19 protein-coding genes and 1 pseudogene are annotated in these 18,926 nt (G+C 68.2%); 12 read left to right on the forward strand and 8 right to left on the reverse strand.

The window, feature by feature from the left end; genetic code table 11:
- Positions 1–9: 9 nt before the first annotated feature.
- Positions 10–2,094 (reverse strand): annotated as a pseudogene (locus tag ACIBH4_RS01505) (ATP-dependent DNA helicase); the annotation flags it as partial.
- Positions 2,095–2,359: 265 nt separating this feature from the next.
- On the opposite strand from ACIBH4_RS01505, the gene ACIBH4_RS01510 reads away from it, so the two are divergent.
- Positions 2,360–3,808 (forward strand): hypothetical protein, encoded by a 1,449-nt coding sequence (locus ACIBH4_RS01510; protein WP_362766084.1) that lies wholly within the window; start codon positions 2,360–2,362, stop codon positions 3,806–3,808.
- Positions 3,809–4,075: 267 nt separating this feature from the next.
- Positions 4,076–5,659 carry a Na+/H+ antiporter gene (locus ACIBH4_RS01515; RefSeq protein WP_362508393.1) on the forward strand — a complete coding sequence of 528 codons (1,584 nt, stop codon included), beginning with the start codon at positions 4,076–4,078 and terminating at the stop codon, positions 5,657–5,659.
- 105 nt (positions 5,660–5,764) lie between these two features.
- Here the strand turns inward: ACIBH4_RS01515 and ACIBH4_RS01520 are convergent, their stop codons facing one another.
- Positions 5,765–6,040 carry a UBP-type zinc finger domain-containing protein gene (locus ACIBH4_RS01520; protein ID WP_362508390.1) on the reverse strand — a complete coding sequence of 92 codons (276 nt, stop codon included), beginning with the start codon at positions 6,038–6,040 and terminating at the stop codon, positions 5,765–5,767.
- Between the two features lie 200 nt (positions 6,041–6,240).
- On the opposite strand from ACIBH4_RS01520, the gene ACIBH4_RS01525 reads away from it, so the two are divergent.
- The 3 genes from ACIBH4_RS01525 (at position 6,241) to ACIBH4_RS01535 (ending at position 7,487) form a co-directional block, all read left to right on the forward strand.
- Positions 6,241–6,642: a hypothetical protein gene (locus tag ACIBH4_RS01525; RefSeq protein ID WP_362508387.1), complete on the forward strand. Its 402-nt coding sequence runs from the start codon at positions 6,241–6,243 to the stop codon at positions 6,640–6,642.
- Between the two features lie 163 nt (positions 6,643–6,805).
- Positions 6,806–7,147, forward strand: a complete 342-nt coding sequence (locus tag ACIBH4_RS01530) for a DUF202 domain-containing protein (RefSeq protein ID WP_362766081.1) — start codon at positions 6,806–6,808, stop codon at positions 7,145–7,147.
- 7 nt (positions 7,148–7,154) lie between these two features.
- Entirely contained in the window at positions 7,155–7,487 is a 333-nt protein-coding gene (locus ACIBH4_RS01535) for a DUF202 domain-containing protein (RefSeq protein ID WP_362508381.1), read from the forward strand.
- A 107-nt stretch (positions 7,488–7,594) separates the two neighbouring features.
- On the opposite strand, the gene ACIBH4_RS01540 is transcribed toward ACIBH4_RS01535, so the two are convergent.
- Together ACIBH4_RS01540 and ACIBH4_RS01545 are read right to left on the reverse strand one after the other, a co-directional pair.
- Positions 7,595–8,089 carry a transglycosylase SLT domain-containing protein gene (locus ACIBH4_RS01540; protein ID WP_362508378.1) on the reverse strand — a complete coding sequence of 165 codons (495 nt, stop codon included), beginning with the start codon at positions 8,087–8,089 and terminating at the stop codon, positions 7,595–7,597.
- Between the two features lie 340 nt (positions 8,090–8,429).
- Positions 8,430–8,822 carry a transglycosylase SLT domain-containing protein gene (locus ACIBH4_RS01545; RefSeq protein WP_362508375.1) on the reverse strand — a complete coding sequence of 131 codons (393 nt, stop codon included), beginning with the start codon at positions 8,820–8,822 and terminating at the stop codon, positions 8,430–8,432.
- Between the two features lie 221 nt (positions 8,823–9,043).
- Between ACIBH4_RS01545 and ACIBH4_RS01550 the strand changes: the two genes are divergently transcribed.
- Positions 9,044–9,529, forward strand: coding sequence for a glutathione peroxidase (locus ACIBH4_RS01550; protein WP_362508372.1), 486 nt, complete (start codon positions 9,044–9,046; stop codon positions 9,527–9,529).
- Here ACIBH4_RS01550 and ACIBH4_RS01555 read toward each other — a convergent pair.
- Complete coding sequence (locus tag ACIBH4_RS01555; RefSeq protein WP_362508369.1) at positions 9,501–10,499, reverse strand: substrate-binding domain-containing protein; 999 nt, start codon at positions 10,497–10,499, stop codon at positions 9,501–9,503. The two genes, ACIBH4_RS01550 and ACIBH4_RS01555, sit on opposite strands and share 29 nt — an antisense overlap.
- A 177-nt stretch (positions 10,500–10,676) precedes the next feature.
- Here ACIBH4_RS01555 and ACIBH4_RS01560 point away from each other — a divergent pair, with 177 nt between their 5' ends.
- Entirely contained in the window at positions 10,677–11,897 is a 1,221-nt protein-coding gene (locus tag ACIBH4_RS01560; RefSeq protein ID WP_362766078.1) for a sn-glycerol-3-phosphate ABC transporter ATP-binding protein UgpC, read from the forward strand.
- Positions 11,898–12,027: 130 nt separating this feature from the next.
- On the opposite strand, the gene ACIBH4_RS01565 is transcribed toward ACIBH4_RS01560, so the two are convergent.
- Positions 12,028–12,783, reverse strand: coding sequence for an SDR family oxidoreductase (locus ACIBH4_RS01565; protein ID WP_362508363.1), 756 nt, complete (start codon positions 12,781–12,783; stop codon positions 12,028–12,030).
- Positions 12,784–13,414: 631 nt separating this feature from the next.
- Between ACIBH4_RS01565 and ACIBH4_RS01570 the strand changes: the two genes are divergently transcribed.
- The 3 genes from ACIBH4_RS01570 (at position 13,415) to ltrA (ending at position 16,033) form a co-directional block, all read left to right on the forward strand.
- On the forward strand, positions 13,415–14,380 hold the full coding sequence (locus tag ACIBH4_RS01570; protein ID WP_362766075.1) for a DNRLRE domain-containing protein: 966 nt from the start codon (positions 13,415–13,417) through the stop codon (positions 14,378–14,380).
- Positions 14,381–14,390: 10 nt separating this feature from the next.
- Positions 14,391–14,684 carry a hypothetical protein gene (locus tag ACIBH4_RS01575; protein ID WP_362766073.1) on the forward strand — a complete coding sequence of 98 codons (294 nt, stop codon included), beginning with the start codon at positions 14,391–14,393 and terminating at the stop codon, positions 14,682–14,684.
- Between the two features lie 101 nt (positions 14,685–14,785).
- A complete protein-coding gene (gene ltrA, locus ACIBH4_RS01580) occupies positions 14,786–16,033 on the forward strand; it encodes a group II intron reverse transcriptase/maturase (protein ID WP_362509216.1) in 1,248 nt (415 codons plus the stop codon).
- A 382-nt stretch (positions 16,034–16,415) separates the two neighbouring features.
- Here the strand turns inward: ltrA and ACIBH4_RS01585 are convergent, their stop codons facing one another.
- Positions 16,416–17,072, reverse strand: a complete 657-nt coding sequence (locus ACIBH4_RS01585; protein ID WP_362508354.1) for a hypothetical protein — start codon at positions 17,070–17,072, stop codon at positions 16,416–16,418.
- Positions 17,069–17,473 (reverse strand): hypothetical protein, encoded by a 405-nt coding sequence (locus tag ACIBH4_RS01590; RefSeq protein ID WP_362766070.1) that lies wholly within the window; start codon positions 17,471–17,473, stop codon positions 17,069–17,071. Before ACIBH4_RS01590 ends, ACIBH4_RS01585 begins: the two co-directional genes overlap by 4 nt.
- A gap of 313 nt (positions 17,474–17,786) precedes the next feature.
- Here ACIBH4_RS01590 and ACIBH4_RS01595 point away from each other — a divergent pair, with 313 nt between their 5' ends.
- Together ACIBH4_RS01595 and ACIBH4_RS01600 are read left to right on the forward strand one after the other, a co-directional pair.
- The gene (locus ACIBH4_RS01595) at positions 17,787–18,617 is read left to right on the forward strand and encodes a helix-turn-helix transcriptional regulator (RefSeq protein ID WP_362508348.1); all 831 of its coding nucleotides are present in this window, start codon (positions 17,787–17,789) and stop codon (positions 18,615–18,617) included.
- Positions 18,596–18,808: a DUF397 domain-containing protein gene (locus ACIBH4_RS01600; RefSeq protein WP_362508345.1), complete on the forward strand. Its 213-nt coding sequence runs from the start codon at positions 18,596–18,598 to the stop codon at positions 18,806–18,808. Before ACIBH4_RS01595 ends, ACIBH4_RS01600 begins: the two co-directional genes overlap by 22 nt.
- The last annotated feature ends 118 nt before the right edge of the window (positions 18,809–18,926 follow it).

An 18,926-nucleotide genomic window follows, 5' to 3' on the forward strand; every position in this document is an offset into this window, starting at 1 on the left:
GTGGCCTCAGGAGGAGCTGAGGCGCTTGAGGGCGCTGCGGACCTTCGCCGGATCGTTGGTGGGCCAGAAGGGCGGCAGGGAGTCGCGCAGGAACCCGGCGTAGCGTGCCGTCGCGAGCCGGGGGTCGAGCACCGCGACGACGCCCTTGTCATGCTGGCTGCGCAGCAGGCGGCCCGCTCCCTGGGCCAGCAGCAGCGCGGCGTGGGTGGCGGCGACGGACATGAACCCGTTACCGCCCTTGGCCGCGACGTGGCGCTGGCGGGCGGAGCTGAGCGGGTCGTCGGGGCGGGGGAAGGGGATGCGGTCGATGATGACCAGGCGCAGCGACGGGCCGGGGACGTCGACCCCCTGCCAGAGCGACAGCGTGCCGAACAGGCAGGTCGGCTCGTCCTCCGCGAACTGCTTGACCAGCAGCATCGTGGAGTCGTCACCCTGGCAGAGCAGCGGCACGCTCAGCCGGTCGCGCAGGGCCTCGGTGGCCGCCTTGGCGGCGCGCATCGAGGAGAACAGGCCGAGGGTGCGGCCTCCCGCCGCCTCGATCAGCTCGGTGATCTCCTCGAGGTATGCCTCGGGCAGGCCGTCGCGCCCCGGCTGGGGCAGGTGCTTGGCGACGTAGAGGATGCCGCTGCGCGGGTGGTCGAAGGGGGAACCGACGTCGATGCCGGTCCAACCGGCTCCGCTCCTGTCTCGCTTCTTCCGCTTCTTGTCTCCGCCCTCCCCGTCCTCCCGCGTCTCCTCCACGGGTTCCACGGCGTTCTTCCCGCCGCCCAGGCCCCACTGGCGGGCCAGGCCGTCGAAGGCGCCGCCCAGGGCGAGCGTGGCGGAGGTCAGGATGACCGTACGGTCGCCGAAGAGCTTGTCGCGCAGCATGCCCGCCACCGTCAGCGGCGCCACCCGCAGCAGGGGAGGACGCCGGTCGGTGCCCGCCTCCAGCCAGACCACCTCGGCCCGGTCGATCTCCTCGGCGTGGCCGAAGGCGTCGAGCATGCGCTGCGCGGTGTCGTGCACCTCGTCCAGCGAGGTGAAGGCCGCCCTGCGCAGCCCCGCGCCCTCCGGGTCGTCCTTGTCGCCACTCCGCGGGCCGAGGGCGGTGATGCACGCCCACGCCGCGTCTCGGATCAGGGCGAGCGTCATCCCGAGCACCTGGGGGAGCTCGTCGAGGCGCCCGGCGGGGGCCTCGGCGAGCAGGGCCTTGAGGTCCTCGCCGGCCTCCATGAGCCGGTCGGCGAGGTGCTGCTCGATGAGCTTGCCGACCCGCCGCGCGGCCACCGTGATCATGGTCTCCGACAGCTCGCCGCTCACCACCGAGGTGACACGGTCGACCAGCTCGTGGGCCTCGTCGACCACGACCACCTCGTGCTCGGGCAGGAGAGGGAAGTCCTCCATCGCGTCGATCGCGAGCAGCGCGTGGTTGGTCACGACCACGTCGGACTCACCGGCGCGGGCGCGGGCCAGCTCGGCGAAGCACTCCATGCCGCTCGGGCAGCGCGTCGCCCCCAGGCACTCCCTGGCGCTGACCGAGAACTGGCGCCAGGCCTGCTCGTTGACGCCGGGGACGAGCTCGTCGCGGTCGCCGGTCTCGGTCTCGTTCGCCCACTCCTGGATGCGCTGGACCATCCGGCCCGTCGCGTTGACCTCCCGGGGGTCGAAGAGCTGGTCCTGCTCCTCGTCCGGCCATCCCGCGCTCGCCTTGTAACGGCACAGGTAGTTGCGGCGGCCCTTGAGGATCGCGAACGCGGGCTCGTGCGGCAGCTGCGGGGCGAGGGCCTTGGCGAGGCGGGGCAGGTCGCGGTCGACGAGCTGGCGCTGGAGCGCGATGGTGGCGGTGGAGACGACCACGGCGCCCTTGGAGGTCATCGCGTGCCTGATCGAGGGGATCAGGTAGGCGAGTGACTTGCCGGTGCCCGTGCCGGCCTGGACGGCGAGGTGGTCGCCCGACTCGATCGCGTGCTGCACCGCCCTCACCATCGTGATCTGACCGGGGCGCTCGACCCCGCCGACCGCCTCGACGGCGGTGCTCAGCAAATCCTCAACCGGGGGAATATCCACCTTTGAGGAGACGTCTTCGGATGGGGCGATGGAGTCGGTCGGCACGACAGCCAACCGTACCCGTTCGCCCCGACAGCCGCGGCTGCTCCGGCGAGTCGCGGCGTGGACGCATACCCGTATTCCGGAACCCGAGGTTCACGTCACATGGCAAACTGGCTGGATCACCCGGCTCATCAATCCTCGTAAGGTCAAGGGAAGGTCTATCGTTCTGGTGCCGCTGAGGCGGAAGATGGGGACGTAAAGACCGGTTCGGTAGGGTTTCCCGAGGTCGAGTGGACGAATAAAGGCTGGTTAAAGCACTATGTCCTCCATGTCGGAAGTTGTCCCGTTGCCGTCGTTCGGCGAGGTGTTCTTTGACGAGCGTGGCCAGGAGCGGGTGCTCCGGGTCACCTGGCACGAAGGCACGCTGGTGCTGAGCCTGTGGCGCGGCGAGATGTGCACCGCGAGTTTCCGCATGCCCATGAGCGATGTGGGACGCCTGGTCGACACCCTTGACGAGGGTTTCGTCGAGGCCGGTGGTCAGTACCCCGACGAGGTGGGCGAGCCCGTTCACGCCGAGCAGCCCCCACAGGACGCCCCGCCGCCCTACGGCGAGTATCCCGGCACCGGTCAGTACGCCCGGCCCCGCCCGGAGGACTACGCCCAGGCGCAGCAGTACTCCGACCCGGCGGGTCACGCCCCCTCGCCGCTGGACGAACCCCGCCAGGCGGCCACCCTCGGTCCGAACGACGTGCTCGTCGCGCGAGGCGCGGTGCCGCCGCCCCCTCTCGACCGGCCCGATCGGTCCGACCGGCCTCAGGACCGGATGCCCCAGGGGTACGGCTCCCCGGACGTCGTGCCGCGCGAGAACATGATCGTGAACGACTCCCTGCCCTACGGGCAGCCGCAGCAGGTTGAGCCGCTCGGCTCGGGGCCCGCCACCGGCGAGGCCGCCTACCAGTTGCCCGGCGACCGCTACCCGCCCGCGCCGCCCGTCCCGTACGGTGCCCAGCAGCCGGACCCCTACGGCGCGTCGCCCGCCCAGCCCGACCCGTACGGCGCGCCGCCCGCCCAGCCGGATCCCTACGGCGCCTCGCCCGCGCCGGACCCTTACGCTCCGCCCGTGCAGCAGGCCGCCTACGGCGCCGCCCAGCCCGACCCCTACGGCGCCCAGCGGCCCGATCCGTACGGCGTGCCGCCCCAGTCCCCGCCCCAGCCCGTCGACCCGTTCGCGGCCCCGGCGGGCCGCAGGAAGCCGGCCACCTCGTTCACGCCGCGCCTCGACCAGTTCGCCGGGCAGTTCGCCGAGTCCGCCCAGCGGGCGGAGCCCGACCCCTACGGGCAGGGACAGCAGAACTCGACCGACCCCTTCGGGTTCGCCGCCCAGCAGCAGGCCGCCTACGGCGCCTCCCAGGGCGACCAGTACGGCGGCGGCTACCCGGCCCCCGCACAGCCCGATCCCTACGCCTTCGGCGCCCCGCAGCACCAGGCCGGTCATCCCGCCGACCTGCGCGACCTGTACGGCGCGCCGCCCGCGTACGCCCAGCAGGACGTCGACCCGTCCGATCCGCTGGGCCTGCGAGGTCAGGCCGCGCCCGACCAGAGACTGCCCCGCCCCTACGTCCAGGATCCGCCGCCGCACTCCACCGGCGAGCGGCTCCGCCCCGAGCAGCGCTACGACGAGCGGTACGACGATCACCGCCGGGACGAGCGCCAGTACGACGACAGGCGCCGCGAGGGCCGGCGCCGCAGCGACCGGGACGAGCAGCGCGACTGGTGACCTCTCCCCGGGACGTGGCACCCGTGTCCCGCCGTGTCCCGCCGTGAGGTCTGAGTCGTCCCGTCCCCGCGTCCACTCCGCCGCGCCCCGTCGCGGGTTTCGAGTCCGGGCGGACAGCGTGTGGCGTCCGCCGGGCGCGGCTCGCGCCGTATGGTTGTCTCGGCCGCAGGGGAGGGCGGTTCGCGAGGCGTGCCGGGGCACCTAGGCCGCTCAGCGGCTGCCCGGTGGCTGCCCGGTGGCCGATCGGTCCCTACCTGACGGGGTGGCGTGGAAGAGTCGACGGTGCTGCAGATGCTGGCGGTGTCGGCCGTCGGGATCGCGGTGGCCGCGGTGGCCAGGCGCAGGGGATGGCCGGCGCCGCTGCTGCTCGTGCTCGCCGGTGTGGTGCTGTCGCCGTTCGTGCCCGAGTACGATCTCGACCCCCAGCTGGTCCTGCTGGTCTTCCTGCCCCCGCTGCTCTACTCGGCGGCGATCGACAGCTCCTACCTGAGGCTGAAGGACCTGCGCAGGCCGATCGCGCTGCTCTCGGTCGGCCTGGTGCTGTTCACCACGCTGGTCGTCGGATGGGTCACCCATCTGCTCCTGCCCCAGCTGCCGGTGGCCGCCGCGTTCGCGCTGGGCGCGATCGTGGCCCCGCCCGACGCGGTCGCCGCCGTCGCCGTGGCCCGCAGGCTCGGGCTGCCCCGCAAGGTGGTCACCATCCTGGTGGGGGAGAGCCTGTTCAACGACGCCACCGCGCTCACCGCCTACCGGGTGGCGATCGCGGCGGCGGTCGGGCACGGCATCACCTGGCAGGACGCCGCCCTGGACTTCGTGCGTTCCGCGGTGGGCGGCGTGGCGATGGGTCTCGCGCTCGCCTGGGTCCTGGCCTGGGTGCTGGTCCGGCTGCGTGACGCGCTCGTCGAGAACACCGTCATGCTGCTCATCCCGTTCGCCGTCTACCTCGCGGCCGAGATCCTGAACGTCTCCGGCGTGATCGTCGTGGTGATCGTCGGCCTCTACATCGGCCACCGCATGCCCAGGGCGGGCTTCGGCACCCGGTTGCTCTCGGAAGCGGTCTGGCGGGTCTTCGGCTTCTTCCTGGAGACGATCGTCTTCGCGCTGATCGGCCTGCAGATGTGGCCGATCATGAAAGAGCTGGAGTGGGGCGAAGGGTGGAGGCTCGCCGGGATGGCGCTCGCCGTCTTCGGCGCCGCGGTGGTCGCGAGGGTGGTCTGGGTCGTGCCCAGCATCTACCTGCCCCGGATGCTGTCCAAGAAGGTCCGCCAGGCCGAGACCCACGCGCCGACCTGGCAGAACGTGACGATCGTGAGCTGGGCGGGCATGCGCGGGGTGGTCTCCCTGGCCGCGGCCTTCGCCATACCCGCGACCTTCCCCGGCCGCGACCTGCTCCTGTTCCTCACCTTCTCCGTGGTGATCGGCACGCTCCTGGTCCAGGGCCTGACGTTCCCGGCGCTGATCCGCAGGCTGAAGGTCTCCAACGAGCGGGAGATCTACGCCGACAACCTGGCGGAGGCGGCCGCGCAGCAGGCGGCCGCCACGGCCGCGCTGGCCCGGCTGGACGAGCTGGTGGCCGAGGGCGTCGACGAGCTCCATGCGGAGGTCGTCGACCAGCTGAGAACCCGCGCCGAGCGCCGTACCCTCACCGCCTGGGAGCGCCTGGGCGGCGGTACGGGACCCGAGGGGGAGGAGACGCCGAGCGGCGTCTACCGGCGGCTCCGCAGGGAGATGCTGATGGTCGAGCGCGAGGTGTTCGTACGTCTCCGCGACGAGCGGCGCATCGACGACGAGGTGCTCCGCAGGGTCCTCCACGAGATCGACTTCGAAGAGGCCACCCTGGAGCGTGACTAGCCCGACGTTCCGCACGCGCCCCGGGCCGACCCGGGGGGTGACCACTCGCCGTGCCGGATCACGTACCGATGATCCGCGACGATACGGCGCGCGCGGAGATCGGGACTAGCCGATGACGTTGTCCACGTAGCACCAGCGCCAGTCCTCGCCCGGCTCGAACGAGGCCATGACCGGGTCGGAGGTCTCCCGGAAGTGGGCGCTGGCGTGCTTGTTGGGCGAGGAGTCGCAGCAGCCGATGTGCCCGCAGGACAGGCACTTGCGCAGGTGGACCCAGCGACTGCCCATCGCCAGGCATTCCTCGCATCCCTGGGGCGTGCGCGGCGGCGGGTCCTGGGCTTTCATGATGTGCTCACAGGTCGGCATGGTCTCCCCCTCGCTCATGTAGCTACCGGTCGATCGTACGGCCAGTTCGATGTCGCGGATCCGGGGCCTCCCCGCGTCCCGGCTCCGCGGTCTTCCCGTGTCTGATTCCGCGTCTGATTCCGGGGCCTTCCCGCGTCCCGCTTCGGCGCGCGGATTCGGCGGGTAACGAGCCGGTACGGCGGCGCCTGCCGTGGCGGCCCGTTGGGTAGGGTCGGGACATGCGACCCCTTCCGCGACGAATTCCCGTCCTCGCCGCCTCCGTGCTGGCCGCAGTCCTCGTCACCACCGGCTGCTCGGAGCTCCAGGAGGTTAGCCAGGGCATCGACAAGGCGCAGGAGTGCGTGCAGGCCACCGGCATCGTCACCGAGACCGTCGCCAAGGTCTCCGGGCTGCTCAACGACCCCGCCGCGATGGAGCAGGCACTGAACGAGGGCGGCGCCAAGCTGGGCGACCTCGCCGACAAGGCGGCCAACACCTCGCTGAAGGAGGCCGCAGAGGGTGTCTCCAACACCCTGGAGGGCATCAACGTCACCGACGCCAACAGCGCCGTCGACGCCGCCCAGAAGGTGGCCACCGACTCGGCACGCTGGGTTCAGCAGCTGACCAACGCCTGCGGATAGTCCTCGCCGCCTGAGTGTAGAGGTCACCCGCCGCCGGAGCCTTCGTCCCGATGGCCGGACGGATGAGACCCGGAGGTGCCGGAGCGCACCTCCGGAAATCCCGGGTTCTCTAGGGGGAATGGGGCTGAAATAGCGTCATTCCTATGAAGACCCAGGAAAGTTCATGAACTCTCCGGACAACGAGCCGGATCCCCGGTTCACCCTCGCCAACGAACGTACGTACCTGACCTGGTTGAGTACGTCGCTCGCGCTGAGCGCGGGTGGCGTGGCGATGGCCGCCGTCTCCGCCGACGTCTTCGTCCCGTGGATGCGCACCCTGCTCGCCGTGATCCTGGTGTCGCTCTCGGCCCTGGCGGCCGCGATGGCCTACCCTCGCTGGCGCCGCGTCCAGAAAGCGCTGCGCAGCTCCGCCCCGCTCCCGCCCCCGGCCCTCGCGCCCCTGTTCGGATACGGTGTGGCGGCGGTCGCCGTCCTCGCCCTCATCCTCATCCTGCTGTCCAGGTGATCCCGCGGTGAACAGGCTCTGGGACGAAGGACTGCAGAACGAGCGGACTCGTCTCGCCTGGGTCCGCACCACCGCGGTGCTGGCCGTCACCAGCCTGGCCGGCGCGGGTGTCGCCCTGCGCGAGGGAACGCCCGTCCTCGCCGTCGTCCCCTTCGTCCCCGCGGTGTTCTGCGCCGTCCTGTTGCTGACCCACACGGGCGTCCGCTACCGGCGCACCCAGGAGGCCCTGCACGGGGGCCACCCCCTCGACAACCGGGCCGACGCCCTCATCGTCTGGATCGGCACCCTCGCCGCCGTGGCCGGGGCCGTCGTCTTCGTGCTGGGAACCTTCGGAAGGTAGAGGGCGGGGAGCGGCTCGAAGGGCTCGAAAAGGGTGACGCCCGGGGCATGGGGCCCCATGCCCCGGGCGTCAGGAGAGTTGTCCCTTCCCCTGGAAACTCTCCTGGGTCAGTACCAGTTGCTCGACCGGAAGTGACCCCACGCGCCGCACGGTGACCCGTAGCGGCTCTTGATGTATCGCAGACCCCAGTGGATCTGCGTGGCCGGGTTGTGGCGCCAGTCCTTGCCACTGCCGGCCATCTTGCCCGCGGGCAGCGCCTGCGGGATGCCGTACGCACCGGATGAGCGGTTGTACGCGCGGTGGTTCCAGTTGCTCTCCCTGGTCCAGAGACTGTCCAGGCAGCGGAACTGGCTGTGCGGCCATGCTCGGCGGGACACCAGACGATAGGCGATCGTCTTGTTCCTGCCCTTGGCGGTTCTCGCGACCGCTTTCACCGTTGGCTTCACCTGGGTTGCCCAGGTGAGCCTGTGCACCGTCCTCACCGTCCCTTTCCTGGACGTCTCGGAGGTGCTTTCAGCCTTCCCCGTCGCCGATGGGCCGACCATCGTCGATGCTGCCAGAACGGTCGCGACGGTGTTGCGCAGAACGCGGTAGCTGTTCACGTGGATCCTTGTCCTCGGGCCGCGTGCGGAAGGCGAGGAAGTGACACGGAGTGTCCTGCCTCATCCGACGATCCGGCGTCCGTGGCTCGGACGGGGACGTCCGCGCGGTCTCTCCGGCCTGTTTCCGGCATGAGACGCCGCGGCGATCTCTCTAGGCGGCTTTCTATTACGTGAGAGAGCGTCGAACGGTGGATAGGGACACGCGAAGGGGAGGTGTTTGCCCGATCTTCGTGATTTACGGGTGATTCGAGGAAGGGCCGGTTACGACCGGCGAATCACTCATGCCGGGAGACGGGGTGAAAATCACCCTGCCATGGGGTTTCAGAGCACCGATTCCTGATCAGTACCAGCCCCGCGCCACGGAGTGGTTCCAGGCCTGGCACGGCGAGCCGTAGCGCTGCTTGATGTAGCCGAGTCCCCACTTGATCTGCGTCCTGGGGTTGGTGCGCCAGTCGCGTCCCGCGGTGGCCATCTTGCCTGCGGGCAGCGCCTGCGGGATGCCGTACGCGCCCGACGAGCGGTTGAGCGCGCGGTGGTTCCAGCCGCTCTCCTTGGTCCAGAGCTTGCGAAGGCAGGTGAACTGGCTCTTGTTCCAGCCGTGCGCGGACACCAGCGGCTTGGCGACGGCCTGGTTGCCCGCTCGTGCCGAGGACGCCTGGGCGACCGTGGTGGTGGTGCCGAGGGCGAGCACGGAGGTGATCACCAGCACACCGGTACGGCGTAGCGTCGACATGGGACTCCCTTGTGCGTTGGGTACGGGGAACGGCCGACACGATGCCCCGCTATTCGGCGGCGGGCCAGTCGACAGTGCCTGTCAGGAGTCCTGTCAAAGATCGGTAAGAGAATGATCAAAGCCTTGGTGAGGCGGGCGCCGTCTCAGCTGTGGCCTCAGTCACATTTCACTTTATGGACGGCATAACTCTCAAATGTGACAGGGAGATTAGGCTGCGACTCATGGGAATCCGTGATATCGCCATCGACACTCTTGCCGACACGCCCACCACTCTGGCCGAGCTGGCCGGAGACAGGGCCGTTCTCGTGGTGAACGTCGCCTCCAGGTGCGGCCTCACCCCTCAGTACGCCGGTCTCGTCGACCTGCAGCGGACCTACGGCGAGCGGGGCTTCACCGTCGTCGGAGTGCCGTGCAACCAGTTCTACGGTCAGGAGCCGGGCACCGCCGAGGAGATCCAGGAGTTCTGCTCCACCACCTACGGCGTCGACTTCCCGCTGCTGGCCAAGACCGAGGTCAACGGTGACGGCAGGCACCCCCTCTACGACGTGCTCACCGCCACCCCCGACGCCGAGGGCAAGGCCGGTGACGTCGAGTGGAACTTCGAGAAGTTTCTCGTCGCCAGGGACGGGGAGGTGCTGGCCAGGTTCCGGCCCAAGGTCCAGCCCGACGACCCCGCCGTCATCGCGGCGATCGAGAAGTCCCTCTAGCCGCGCAGCTGCCCCTCACGATCAGCTCGGTGGGCAGCACCACACCCCGCGGCCTCCTGGTGCCGCCGCGCAGCACCAGCTCGGCGGCGCGGTAGCCGATGTCCCTGGCGGGCTGGGCGATCACCGTCAGCGGTGGTGAGCACAGCTCCGCCCAGGGCACGTCGTCGAACATGATCAGGGACAGGTCCCTGGGGATGCGCAGGTCCAGCTCCCGCGCCGCCAGCACGGCCGCCTCACCCAGCAGGTTGCCCCCGGCCAGCACGGCGGTCAGGTCCGGCCGGTGCTGGAAGAGCCCGGCCGCGGCGGCGTACGCGGAGTCGCGGCTGCCCCGGGCGACGACGATGAGGTCCTCGTCGACGAGAGGGCCCAGCGCCTGCCTGAAGGCCGACAGGCGCTGCTGCTGTCCCGGGCCGCCCAGATAGGCGATGCGCCGGTGCCCCAGCCCCGTCAGGTAGTCGACCGCGGTCCTGACTCCCGCGCGGTCGTCGGCCACCACCGCGGGGATGTCGTCGCGCCCGGACGAGAGCCGGTGCGCGAACACCGTGATCACCCCCGCTCGCAGGGTCGGCGCCCAGCCGTCGCCGTCGCCGGAGGGGATCGCGATCACCCGGTCCACCCCCTGCTCCAGCAGCATGCCGATCAGCTCGGCCTCGCGCTCCGGGTCGTCCCCGGTCGCGCCCACGATCACCGGCTCACCCGCCGAACGCGCGCAGGCGAGCACGCCGTCGGCCACGCGGCCGTAGAAGGTGTCGGTGATGTCGGGCAGCAGCAGTCCGATGCCGCCCGAGCGCCGCTGGCGCAGGTTGCGCCCGAGTGCGCTGGGCCGGTAGTCGAGCTGGGCCGCGACGGTCAGCACCCGCTCCCTGGTCTCCGGGCTGGCCGACCCGCCGGACAGCACCCGCGACACCGTGGCGACCCCCACGCCGGCCGCCCCGGCGACATCCTTGATCGTCGTACGACGCATGTTCATGGAAACGATTCCATCATATTTTCCGTGTTCGTTCCAGCGCGGAGCGAGAACGACTGCCGTGCTGACAGGCCAGAACCGGGCAAACCCTTGACAGGGTTATCCGTTTCCGGTGAGATGCATGAAAACGTATCCAATATCGGGTGAACGCGGGGTTGGCCCGAGGCGACAAGGACATCCATGGCATCCATCGTTCTCAGCAAAGTCGACAAGATCTACGCGGGCGGCGTCAAAGCAGTGAACGGCCTTGATCTTGAGATCAAGGACGGGGAGTTCATGGTGCTGGTGGGGCCGTCCGGATGTGGCAAGTCCACCGCCCTGCGGATGATCGCCGGCCTTGAGGACATCAGCGGCGGCGAGATCGCGATCGGCGACCGGGTGGTCAACCACCTGCCCCCGAAGGACCGTGACATCGCCATGGTCTTCCAGAACTACGCGCTCTACCCGCACATGACCGTCGAGGAGAACCTCGCCTTCGGTCTGAAGCTCCGCAAGATGCCCAAGGCGGAGATCTCCAAGCGCGTCGGCGAGGCCGCCAAGATGCTCGGCCTCGACCAGTACCTCAAGCGCAAGCCCGCCGCCCTCTCCGGTGGTCAGCGCCAGCGTGTCGCCATGGGCCGCGCCATCGTGCGCGAGCCGCAGGCCTTCCTCATGGACGAGCCGCTGTCCAACCTGGACGCCAAGCTCCGCGTCTCCATGCGGGCCTCCCTCAACACCCTGCACGAGCGCCTGGGCGTGACGACCGTCTACGTCACCCACGACCAGGTCGAGGCGATGACCCTCGGCGACCGCGTCTGCGTGCTGCGCGACGGCCTGCTCCAGCAGGTCGACACCCCGCAGAACCTCTTCGACAAGCCGGTCAACCTGTTCGTCGCGGGCTTCATGGGCTCGCCGTCGATGAACTTCGTCAACGCCGAGCTGGTGCGCGGTGACGGCGGCCTCGCCGTCGCGTTCGCGGGCTTCAGGCTGCCGGTGCCGAACGAGACCGTCGCCGAGAAGCGCGGCCTCGAGCAGTACGTCGGCAAGAAGATCATCCTGGGCATCCGCCCCTCCGACTTCGACGACTCGGTCGCCGCCAACGCCTCCTCCTCCGGATGGGTCCGCCTGCCGGTCCGCGCCGAGGTCACCGAGGAGCTGGGCTCCGAGATCAACGTGCTGTTCCTCATCGACGCCCCGCCGGTCCAGCACCAGGACACCGTGGCGGCCGCCGCCGACGACGGCGACGAGGACTCGGCGCTGCCGCTGGTGGGCGACAAGTCGCTGTGGACCGCCCGCGTCAACTCCCGCAGCCACGTCCGTCCCGGCCAGAACATCGAGCTGATCGTCGACACCCACAACCTGCACTTCTTCGACCCGGTCTCGGGTCTGGCGATCGGCCACGAGGCCAACGTCCGCGTCTGATCCGCCGACGGGCCACCGTCAAAGGAACCCGTCAAGGGAAAGGCCCGTCCACGACCATCACCGCAGGCCGGAAGGGCCCGCGCCACGACCCCCTCCCGTGGCGCGGGCCCTTCCGTCGTGCCGGGGCTCGCTACCGGTGGCGGCCGAAGCCGCGCGAGAGCCTGCCGACCAGGGAGACGGGGAGCACCCTGCCGAGGCCGGCGATGACCTTGTAGCGCGGGTCGGGGACGCTCACCCACACGCCGCGGGCCAGATCACGCATGGCGTCGCGGACGACGTTGTCGGCCGACAGCCAGAGGAACCCGGGGATCCCCGACTTGTCGATCGCGGCACGCTCGTGGAACTCGGTGTGCACGAACCCCGGGCACAGGGCCATGACCCGCACGCGACTCCCGGTCAGCTCGGCGGCCGTGGACTGGCTGAAGCCGACCACCCACGCCTTGGACGCGCTGTAGGAACCTCGCACGAAGAACGCCGCCACCGACGCGACATTGATCACCGCGCCCCGGTCGCGCTCCCTCATCCCCGGCAGCACCGCCAGCGTGAGCCGCAACACCGCCTCGCAGTGCAACTTGAGCATCTTGCGCTCCTCCTCCACGGGCACGTCGAGAAAGTGCCCCTGGTGGCCGAAGCCGGCGTTGTTGACCAGCAGATCGACCCCCTCGTGAAGCCGCCGCTCCACCGCCTCCAGCCCTTCTTCGGTCACCAGGTCTGCGGCGAGCACCTCACTGCTCACCCCGTACCGCAGGCGTAGCTCCTCCGCGGTGGAGACGAGACGTTTCTCGTCGCGGGCGACCAGGACGAGCGAGAATCCGTCGGCGGCGAGGCGGCGGGCGAAGGCGGCACCGATGCCGGCCGTCGCCCCCGTGATCAGTGCGGTTGGCATACCTGCAGTCTAGGGACGGGTGCGGGCGACCCCGACGAGGCGACCGGCGCGGACGGAGAGTTCCTTTTGCGTTGTGTGCCCCCTGACCGCTCCCTGCCCTCGCGGGGGCGAAGAGGGAAGGTGACAGAAAGGGGCATGTGTCTTTGGCCGACATCTGTAAGAGCGGAGCAGAACGTCTCATTGCGGTACGGGATTCGGTTCGAAAATTGGTGCCCAAAACGGGCAGACCGGTAGAATATTGCTAGTTTTCGCCATGTTTCGGCCACCCCGCACATGCGATGAATATGCGCAAGGAGCCAAAAGGCCTCACTTAGCGTATTGACATAGATCAATTGACTCAAAGTTGAGCGATTGTTAGATTCCATGCGCTAGATGATCTTTTTCACAGATCGGAGCTTTTGTGTAAAATTCCTCCACCCCTCCATCGGCCTCCCACGGCCGGAACCGTTTCTTGAAAGGAGTCGCCGCCGGGCTACTGATCACACCCCTCCTCGTAGCCACCGTCACTCCAGCGGCCTCAGCCGACCCCGCCCCCATCACGTCCCCCCAGGCCGGTTCGCCGAAAGCACCCGTTGAACTGCTGGGCGCGGCGACAGAGACCGCCCGGTACTGGAAACATCCCGACGGCCACGTGACCACGGAGATCTGGTCAAGGCCCGTTCGCGTCAAGCAGCGTGGCGATTGGGCGTGGATCGACCCCACCCTGGTCGAGCAGAACGGCGTCGTGAAGCCCAAGGTCATCAAGGGGGAGCTGTCACTTTCAACGGGAGACGGCAACGACCCGGTTACCACGTTCGCCCCGTCCCCGCAGCAGTCCCTGGCCCTGTCGTGGCCCTCCGACCTGCCCAAACCCACCCTGGACCGCAGCCGGGCCGTTTACGCCGACGCGGCCGGACCGGGCGCCGACCTGGTGGTCACCGCGCTGCCCACCGGGTTCCGCTACGACGTGCTCCTGCGAGACCGCCCAGCCAAGGCGCCCGAACTCACGATCCCGATGCAGGGCAAAGGGCTCAGCCTGCGCGAAGCGGCCGACGGCCGACTGCGACTGACCGACAAGGACGGCGCGAGCGTCGCCATCGCCGCCAAACCCACTCTGCACGCCAAGACAGCCTCGAAGACCCACGACGGCGAACGCGGCACCGTGGACGTCAAGGTACGCACCGACAACGGGCAGCAGACCCTGCTCATCAAGCCTGATCCCGGCTTCCTGGCCGATCCGGCCACCTCCTATCCGGTGACCCTCAGCTCCGCGTTCGGCATGCAACTCATCGCCGACACCGACGTCAACAGCGTCGTGGACTTCAACAACGTCGACGGCCCGTTCCTCAAGGCGGGAACCACATCCGGTGGCGAGAAGGCCCGCACATACCTGAAGTTCGACCTCTCACCACTAACAGGCCAGAACGTCAGCAATGCCACACTTTCCCTACTGAACGTCGACGGCCCCAGCTGCGGCACAAACGTGGGCGCCGGCATTCAGGTCCGCCGCGTCACCAGCGCGTGGAACCCCTTCACCATCACCTGGTCCCCCCCAGCCAACCAACACCACCGTAGGCGCGGTCACCAACACCAGCAGCGTCCGTTCGGGATCATGTAATCCCGCTCCGATGAACTGGAACATCACCGCCATCGCGAACCAATGGACCGGCGAGGCCGGCAACTACGGCCTGGTCCTCATGTCCCCCACCGAAAACAACAGCGCCAACTTCCGGGTCTTCCCCTCCTCCGAAGACACCGACTTCAACAGCCCGGTCTGCGGCTTTCGTGTGGAACGTGGGAAGGCGTGTGCCGACACGGGCCGGCCCTGTGTTGAAGGGGTGGGCGAGAGGGAGCGCACCGACCGGCGGAAACCGGGAGGTGCTGAGTACCGTCGCGGCGCGCGCCGGCGGACCGGCCCGTAGTAGCGATGAAGCTCCGGTAATCGGGGTGGAGCCAAGGGGTCGGCTCATCTGGAGATGTTCGTTCGAGCAACCGGAAGTGCTCCGGGAGGAGACGAGTGAGCATGTCGGGTCCGGGCGGGAAGCCGTTCGACATACCCAAGCGCCTGGTGTGGAAGGCGTGGAAGCAGGTCAAGGCGAACAAGGGTGCCGCCGGGGTGGATGGGCAGTCCATCGAGGCGTTCGAAGCCGATCTGAGGGACAACCTCTACAAGATCTGGAATCGGATGTCGTCGGGGACCTACTTTCCCCCGCCGGTGAAGGCGGTGGAGATCCCCAAGCCGGGCGGGATGCGCGTGTTGGGCGTGCCGACCGTGGCGGATCGGGTGGCGCAGACAATGGCCGCGCTGGCGCTGGAGTCCCGGACCGAGTCGATCTTCCATGACGACTCGTTCGGATACCGGCCCGGACGCGGGGCACTGGGTGTGCTGGCCCGATGCCGCCGGCGCTGCTGGGAGAAGGACTGGGTCATCGACCTGGACGTCCGCAGATTCTTCGACAGCGTGCCATGGGATCTGATGATCAAGGCGGTGGAGGCCAACACCACGCACGAGCAGCGATGGATCGTGCTGTATGTGCGCCGGTGGCTGGCCGCGCCGATCCTCACCACCGAGGGCAGAGTCGCGGAACGAGAACGAGGAACCCCACAGGGTTCGGCGATTTCTCCCGTTTTGGCGAACCTGTTCATGCATTATGCGTTCGACTCCTGGCTGGAACGCGAGTTCCCGGCCGTGGAGTTCGAGCGGTTCGCTGACGACGCGGTGGTGCACTGCTCGACCGAGCGGCGGGCACGAGAAGTGCTGGCCGCGTTGGAGAAGCGCATGGAACGGGTCGGGCTGGAACTCCACCCGGCCAAGACGAAGATCGTGTACTGCAAGGACCGTAACCGCCGTCTCGATCATGAGGAGACGGCGTTCACGTTCCTGGGCTACACCTTCCGGGCCAGGAAAGCCCCGACCCGGGGCAGGACGGCGATCTTCTCGGCGTTCCTGCCCGCGGTCAGCAAGGACGCCCTCAAGAAGATGGGCGGCGAGTTGCGATCCTGGCGGATCCACCTGCGCACCACCAGCGATCTGGGAGAACTGGCCCGCTGGATGAATCCGGTCATTCGCGGCTGGATGAACTATTACGGCAGGTTCTACCGGACCGCGCTGAGCGCCTTTCTCAAGCGCGTCAACACCTACCTGGTGCGATGGGCGCGACGGAAGTTCAAACGGCTGCGGTCGTTCAAGAAGGCCCAGCGGTGGTGGACAGGGCTCCTGCAACGGCAGCCGACTTTGTTCGCACACTGGGCCTACATGACCGAGTTCTGACGGACTGGATGAGACGAGCGGAGTGACGAGAGATCGTCACGCTCCGTTCTGTGGGAGCCCGGAGGTGCGATCCCTCCGGGCCACCCGGCGCCCGAAAAAGAGTTGTGCCCCCTGACCGCTTCCTGCCCTCGCGGGGGTGAGGAGGGAAGGTGGTGTGGGGTCTCACCTGCAGTCAGGGGGCGTTGCCCCCCGGTAGGGCGCGGTCAGGGGGACTGACCAGGGAAGATTCGCGTCCTACCGGGGGAGTTTCAGTAGGTGCGCCACGGGTTCGGATGCCGTGGTCGCCACCCGTCGCGTCGGTCCTCCATGAAGAAGGCGGCCACGAGGTGCGCAGGACGGTCACGGTGATGGAGTCGGTGGCTCTCCTTGAGAGCTTCGAGGATCATGGTCTTCCCGCGACCCGCCTCCGACTCGCCAGATGTGGCGCGGGTTGGAGGTCGCTCACCTGAACGATGAGTTGGGTGGCCAGCGCCCGGGGGAGCAGGTGGGACTCGTCCAGGCCGACGGCGATCTGATGGTGAGTCTCCACCACCCGGCCGCTGTCGTCCTCGCCGTACAGGTTGGCGAGGACTCCGATCGGGGAGTAGTCGCCGACGGTGCAGACGACCGGCGCTTCTCTGCGCAGGTACGGGCAGGAGGCGAGTGCCTCGCCGACGTGTGCTTCGCACGTGGGCGGGTGAGCCGTGGGCCAGGGCGAGCGGAAGTCACCGGCCAACGCGGAGGGCAGGACCCAGCAGACGCGTCCGGTGTCGGGGGCGATGGCCGTCCTGCCGCACACGCGGCAGAGCCGTTTCAGCATGCACCGTCGTTGCCGCAGCGTGTGGACCATGTTCCAGAGGATTTTCCCCTCCCGCGCGGTGCCGCAGCGAGCCCACAGCACCCCGAACATCCACTCCTGCGGAAGCGCGTCCCGATAGGTCAGCCGGGGCACTCCTTCACCCCACTCGAAGGCGAGCGGCAGATCCAGGCTCTCCTCGGCGTACGGCGTGAGGTAGGGCTTCTCGCGCAGGGCGGCCCCCGCTGCCGCGAGGCCGGTCACTTCGCGTCCTTTGGAAGCGCTGCGAGGATCAGGTCCACGACCGCGTGAGGTTGATCGGCGTTCACCAACTGGGGCATGATCTCTACCGGGGGCAGGGAGACCAGATAGCAGCCGGAACGCGAACCCACGGTCACCTTCGCTACCTCCCGGCCATCGAGGTCGTGCGCGACCAGGTGAGGGGTGCGCCGAGTCTGCTGACCGAGCGGCCACCGATCGCCGCTCTCGCCCAGCTTCAGGGTGACCGCGTGAACGCTGTAGGAACGAACACCCTTCTCCCTCAGCAGTCGCTGCACGACGGCGAGCGCCTTGTCATGGCGCTCCGCTGTCGCATCGGTCGTGGGTGTGCCTTGCACTTCGGTTTCCCCTGCGGCGAATACCGATTTTTTCCGCTTGATTATCACTTGCCCTGTCCCTCCCGGCCTCCATGCTGAGCTGGCGAACAGCGGTCTTTCACCTGCGTTTTGATGGCAAAAAGTGAAAGTCGCTATGCTTATAGCAATGTGTCCGATAAGCGACGTACACGTCCTACGCCAGGGGTGGATGCCCTGTCGGATGAGATCTGTTGTGCTTACCGACTCCCTGCTTCCGCTTCATAGATTGCAGCCCGAGATGTATTTTGTGGGCAGTGTTAGAAGGGCAATCGTCCGGCGGGTTGTCGGTTCATTGTTTGACGGAAACGTGAGATGTTGTCGAATGCGATACCGGGAGGTGGGAATGCCCGCGCCACGTGATCTGGACCCAACGGCGGGAAGAAACCAGGCGTTCGGCGCTGAAGTACGGCGATTGCGTTTGGAAGCAGGTCTAACTCAGGAGGAGTTGGGGCGCCGGCTCGGATATTCATCGAGCCAGATCGGTTCGGTCGAAATCGGGAAACGCCCTCCCACAACGCAGTTCCTAACGAGATCCGAAGAGGTATTCGGGCCGGGGCTGGGGAAGCTGTGGGCCGAACTGTCGAAGTACAAGGACAGGGCGCCCAAGTGGTTCCGGCCCTGGTTGGACGAGGAGACGGAGGCGGTGTCACTCAAGACATGGCAGCCGTTGGTCGTGCCGGGACTGCTCCAAACCGAAGCGTACGCGCGAGTGCTTCTGGGGTGTGAACCCGGTTTCTGCCAAGAGCAGGTCGAGGCCCTGGTCGCGGCGCGGCTGGACCGGCAGGAGCTCCTCAACCGCACCAACCCACCGATGTATCTGGTGATCCTCGACGAAGGTGTGCTCAGTCGCCCCATCGGAGGTCCGGAAATTATGCGTGAGCAACTGAGTCACCTCGTCAAAGCCGCAGAGGCACCCCACATCACAATCCAGATCACGCCGCTTGGCGCCAATCCCGGCCTGAACGGAGCGATCGCCATCGCACAGGCGTCCGACAGACAGCGGCACACGGTCTACCTGGAAACGGTTGGCCAGCCGGTCGTATCAAGCAATTTGGATCTCATCGCTACGGCTACCATGAAGCTGGACGCCCTCAGGGCGGATGCCCTCCCTCAGGGCGCGTCGCTGGAACTCATCCGGAAGATGGTGGATAAGTGGACCTCACGGCTGAACTGAACACCGCGACCTGGCGTAAAGCGAATCGTTCCGGCACGAACGGTGGTGACTGCATCGAGGTCGCTCCGCTCTCCCAGGGGCGTGTGGCCATTCGTGACACCGAGGCTCCTGACCAGGCCCCTTATGTGGTGCGGGGTGAGGTCTGGGCGGCCTTCATTGACGGCGCCAAGAAAGGCGAGTTCGACTTCTAGCTTCCTCAAACTGAAAGACTCCCAGCTTCGTGGCCGGGGGTCTTCTTGTCGGATCGTACAGCTTGTCTGTCGTATGGCAGATACGTCAGGCATCTGGCTTGTCGTGCTGGCGCCGTAG

This window comes from Streptosporangium sp. NPDC050284, assembly GCF_044459525.1.
Lineage (GTDB): Bacteria > Actinomycetota > Actinomycetes > Streptosporangiales > Streptosporangiaceae > Streptosporangium.

Bases quoted from the DNA above. Each gene is read 5' to 3' on its own strand.
- ACIBH4_RS01560 (WP_362766078.1), top strand. From the start codon at position 10,677: ATGGCATCCATCGTTCTCAGCAAAGTCGACAAGATCTACGCGGGCGGC.
- ACIBH4_RS01575 (WP_362766073.1), top strand. From the start codon at position 14,391: ATGAACTGGAACATCACCGCCATCGCGAACCAATGGACCGGCGAGGCC.
- ACIBH4_RS01595 (WP_362508348.1), top strand. From the start codon at position 17,787: ATGCCCGCGCCACGTGATCTGGACCCAACGGCGGGAAGAAACCAGGCG.
- ACIBH4_RS01550 (WP_362508372.1), top strand. From the start codon at position 9,044: ATGGGAATCCGTGATATCGCCATCGACACTCTTGCCGACACGCCCACC.
- ACIBH4_RS01555 (WP_362508369.1), bottom strand. From the start codon at position 10,499: ATGAACATGCGTCGTACGACGATCAAGGATGTCGCCGGGGCGGCCGGC.
- ltrA (WP_362509216.1), top strand. From the start codon at position 14,786: ATGTCGGGTCCGGGCGGGAAGCCGTTCGACATACCCAAGCGCCTGGTG.
- ACIBH4_RS01530 (WP_362766081.1), top strand. From the start codon at position 6,806: ATGAACTCTCCGGACAACGAGCCGGATCCCCGGTTCACCCTCGCCAAC.
- ACIBH4_RS01520 (WP_362508390.1), bottom strand. From the start codon at position 6,040: ATGAGCGAGGGGGAGACCATGCCGACCTGTGAGCACATCATGAAAGCC.
- ACIBH4_RS01510 (WP_362766084.1), top strand. From the start codon at position 2,360: ATGTCGGAAGTTGTCCCGTTGCCGTCGTTCGGCGAGGTGTTCTTTGAC.
- ACIBH4_RS01525 (WP_362508387.1), top strand. From the start codon at position 6,241: ATGCGACCCCTTCCGCGACGAATTCCCGTCCTCGCCGCCTCCGTGCTG.
- ACIBH4_RS01545 (WP_362508375.1), bottom strand. From the start codon at position 8,822: ATGTCGACGCTACGCCGTACCGGTGTGCTGGTGATCACCTCCGTGCTC.
- ACIBH4_RS01565 (WP_362508363.1), bottom strand. From the start codon at position 12,783: ATGCCAACCGCACTGATCACGGGGGCGACGGCCGGCATCGGTGCCGCC.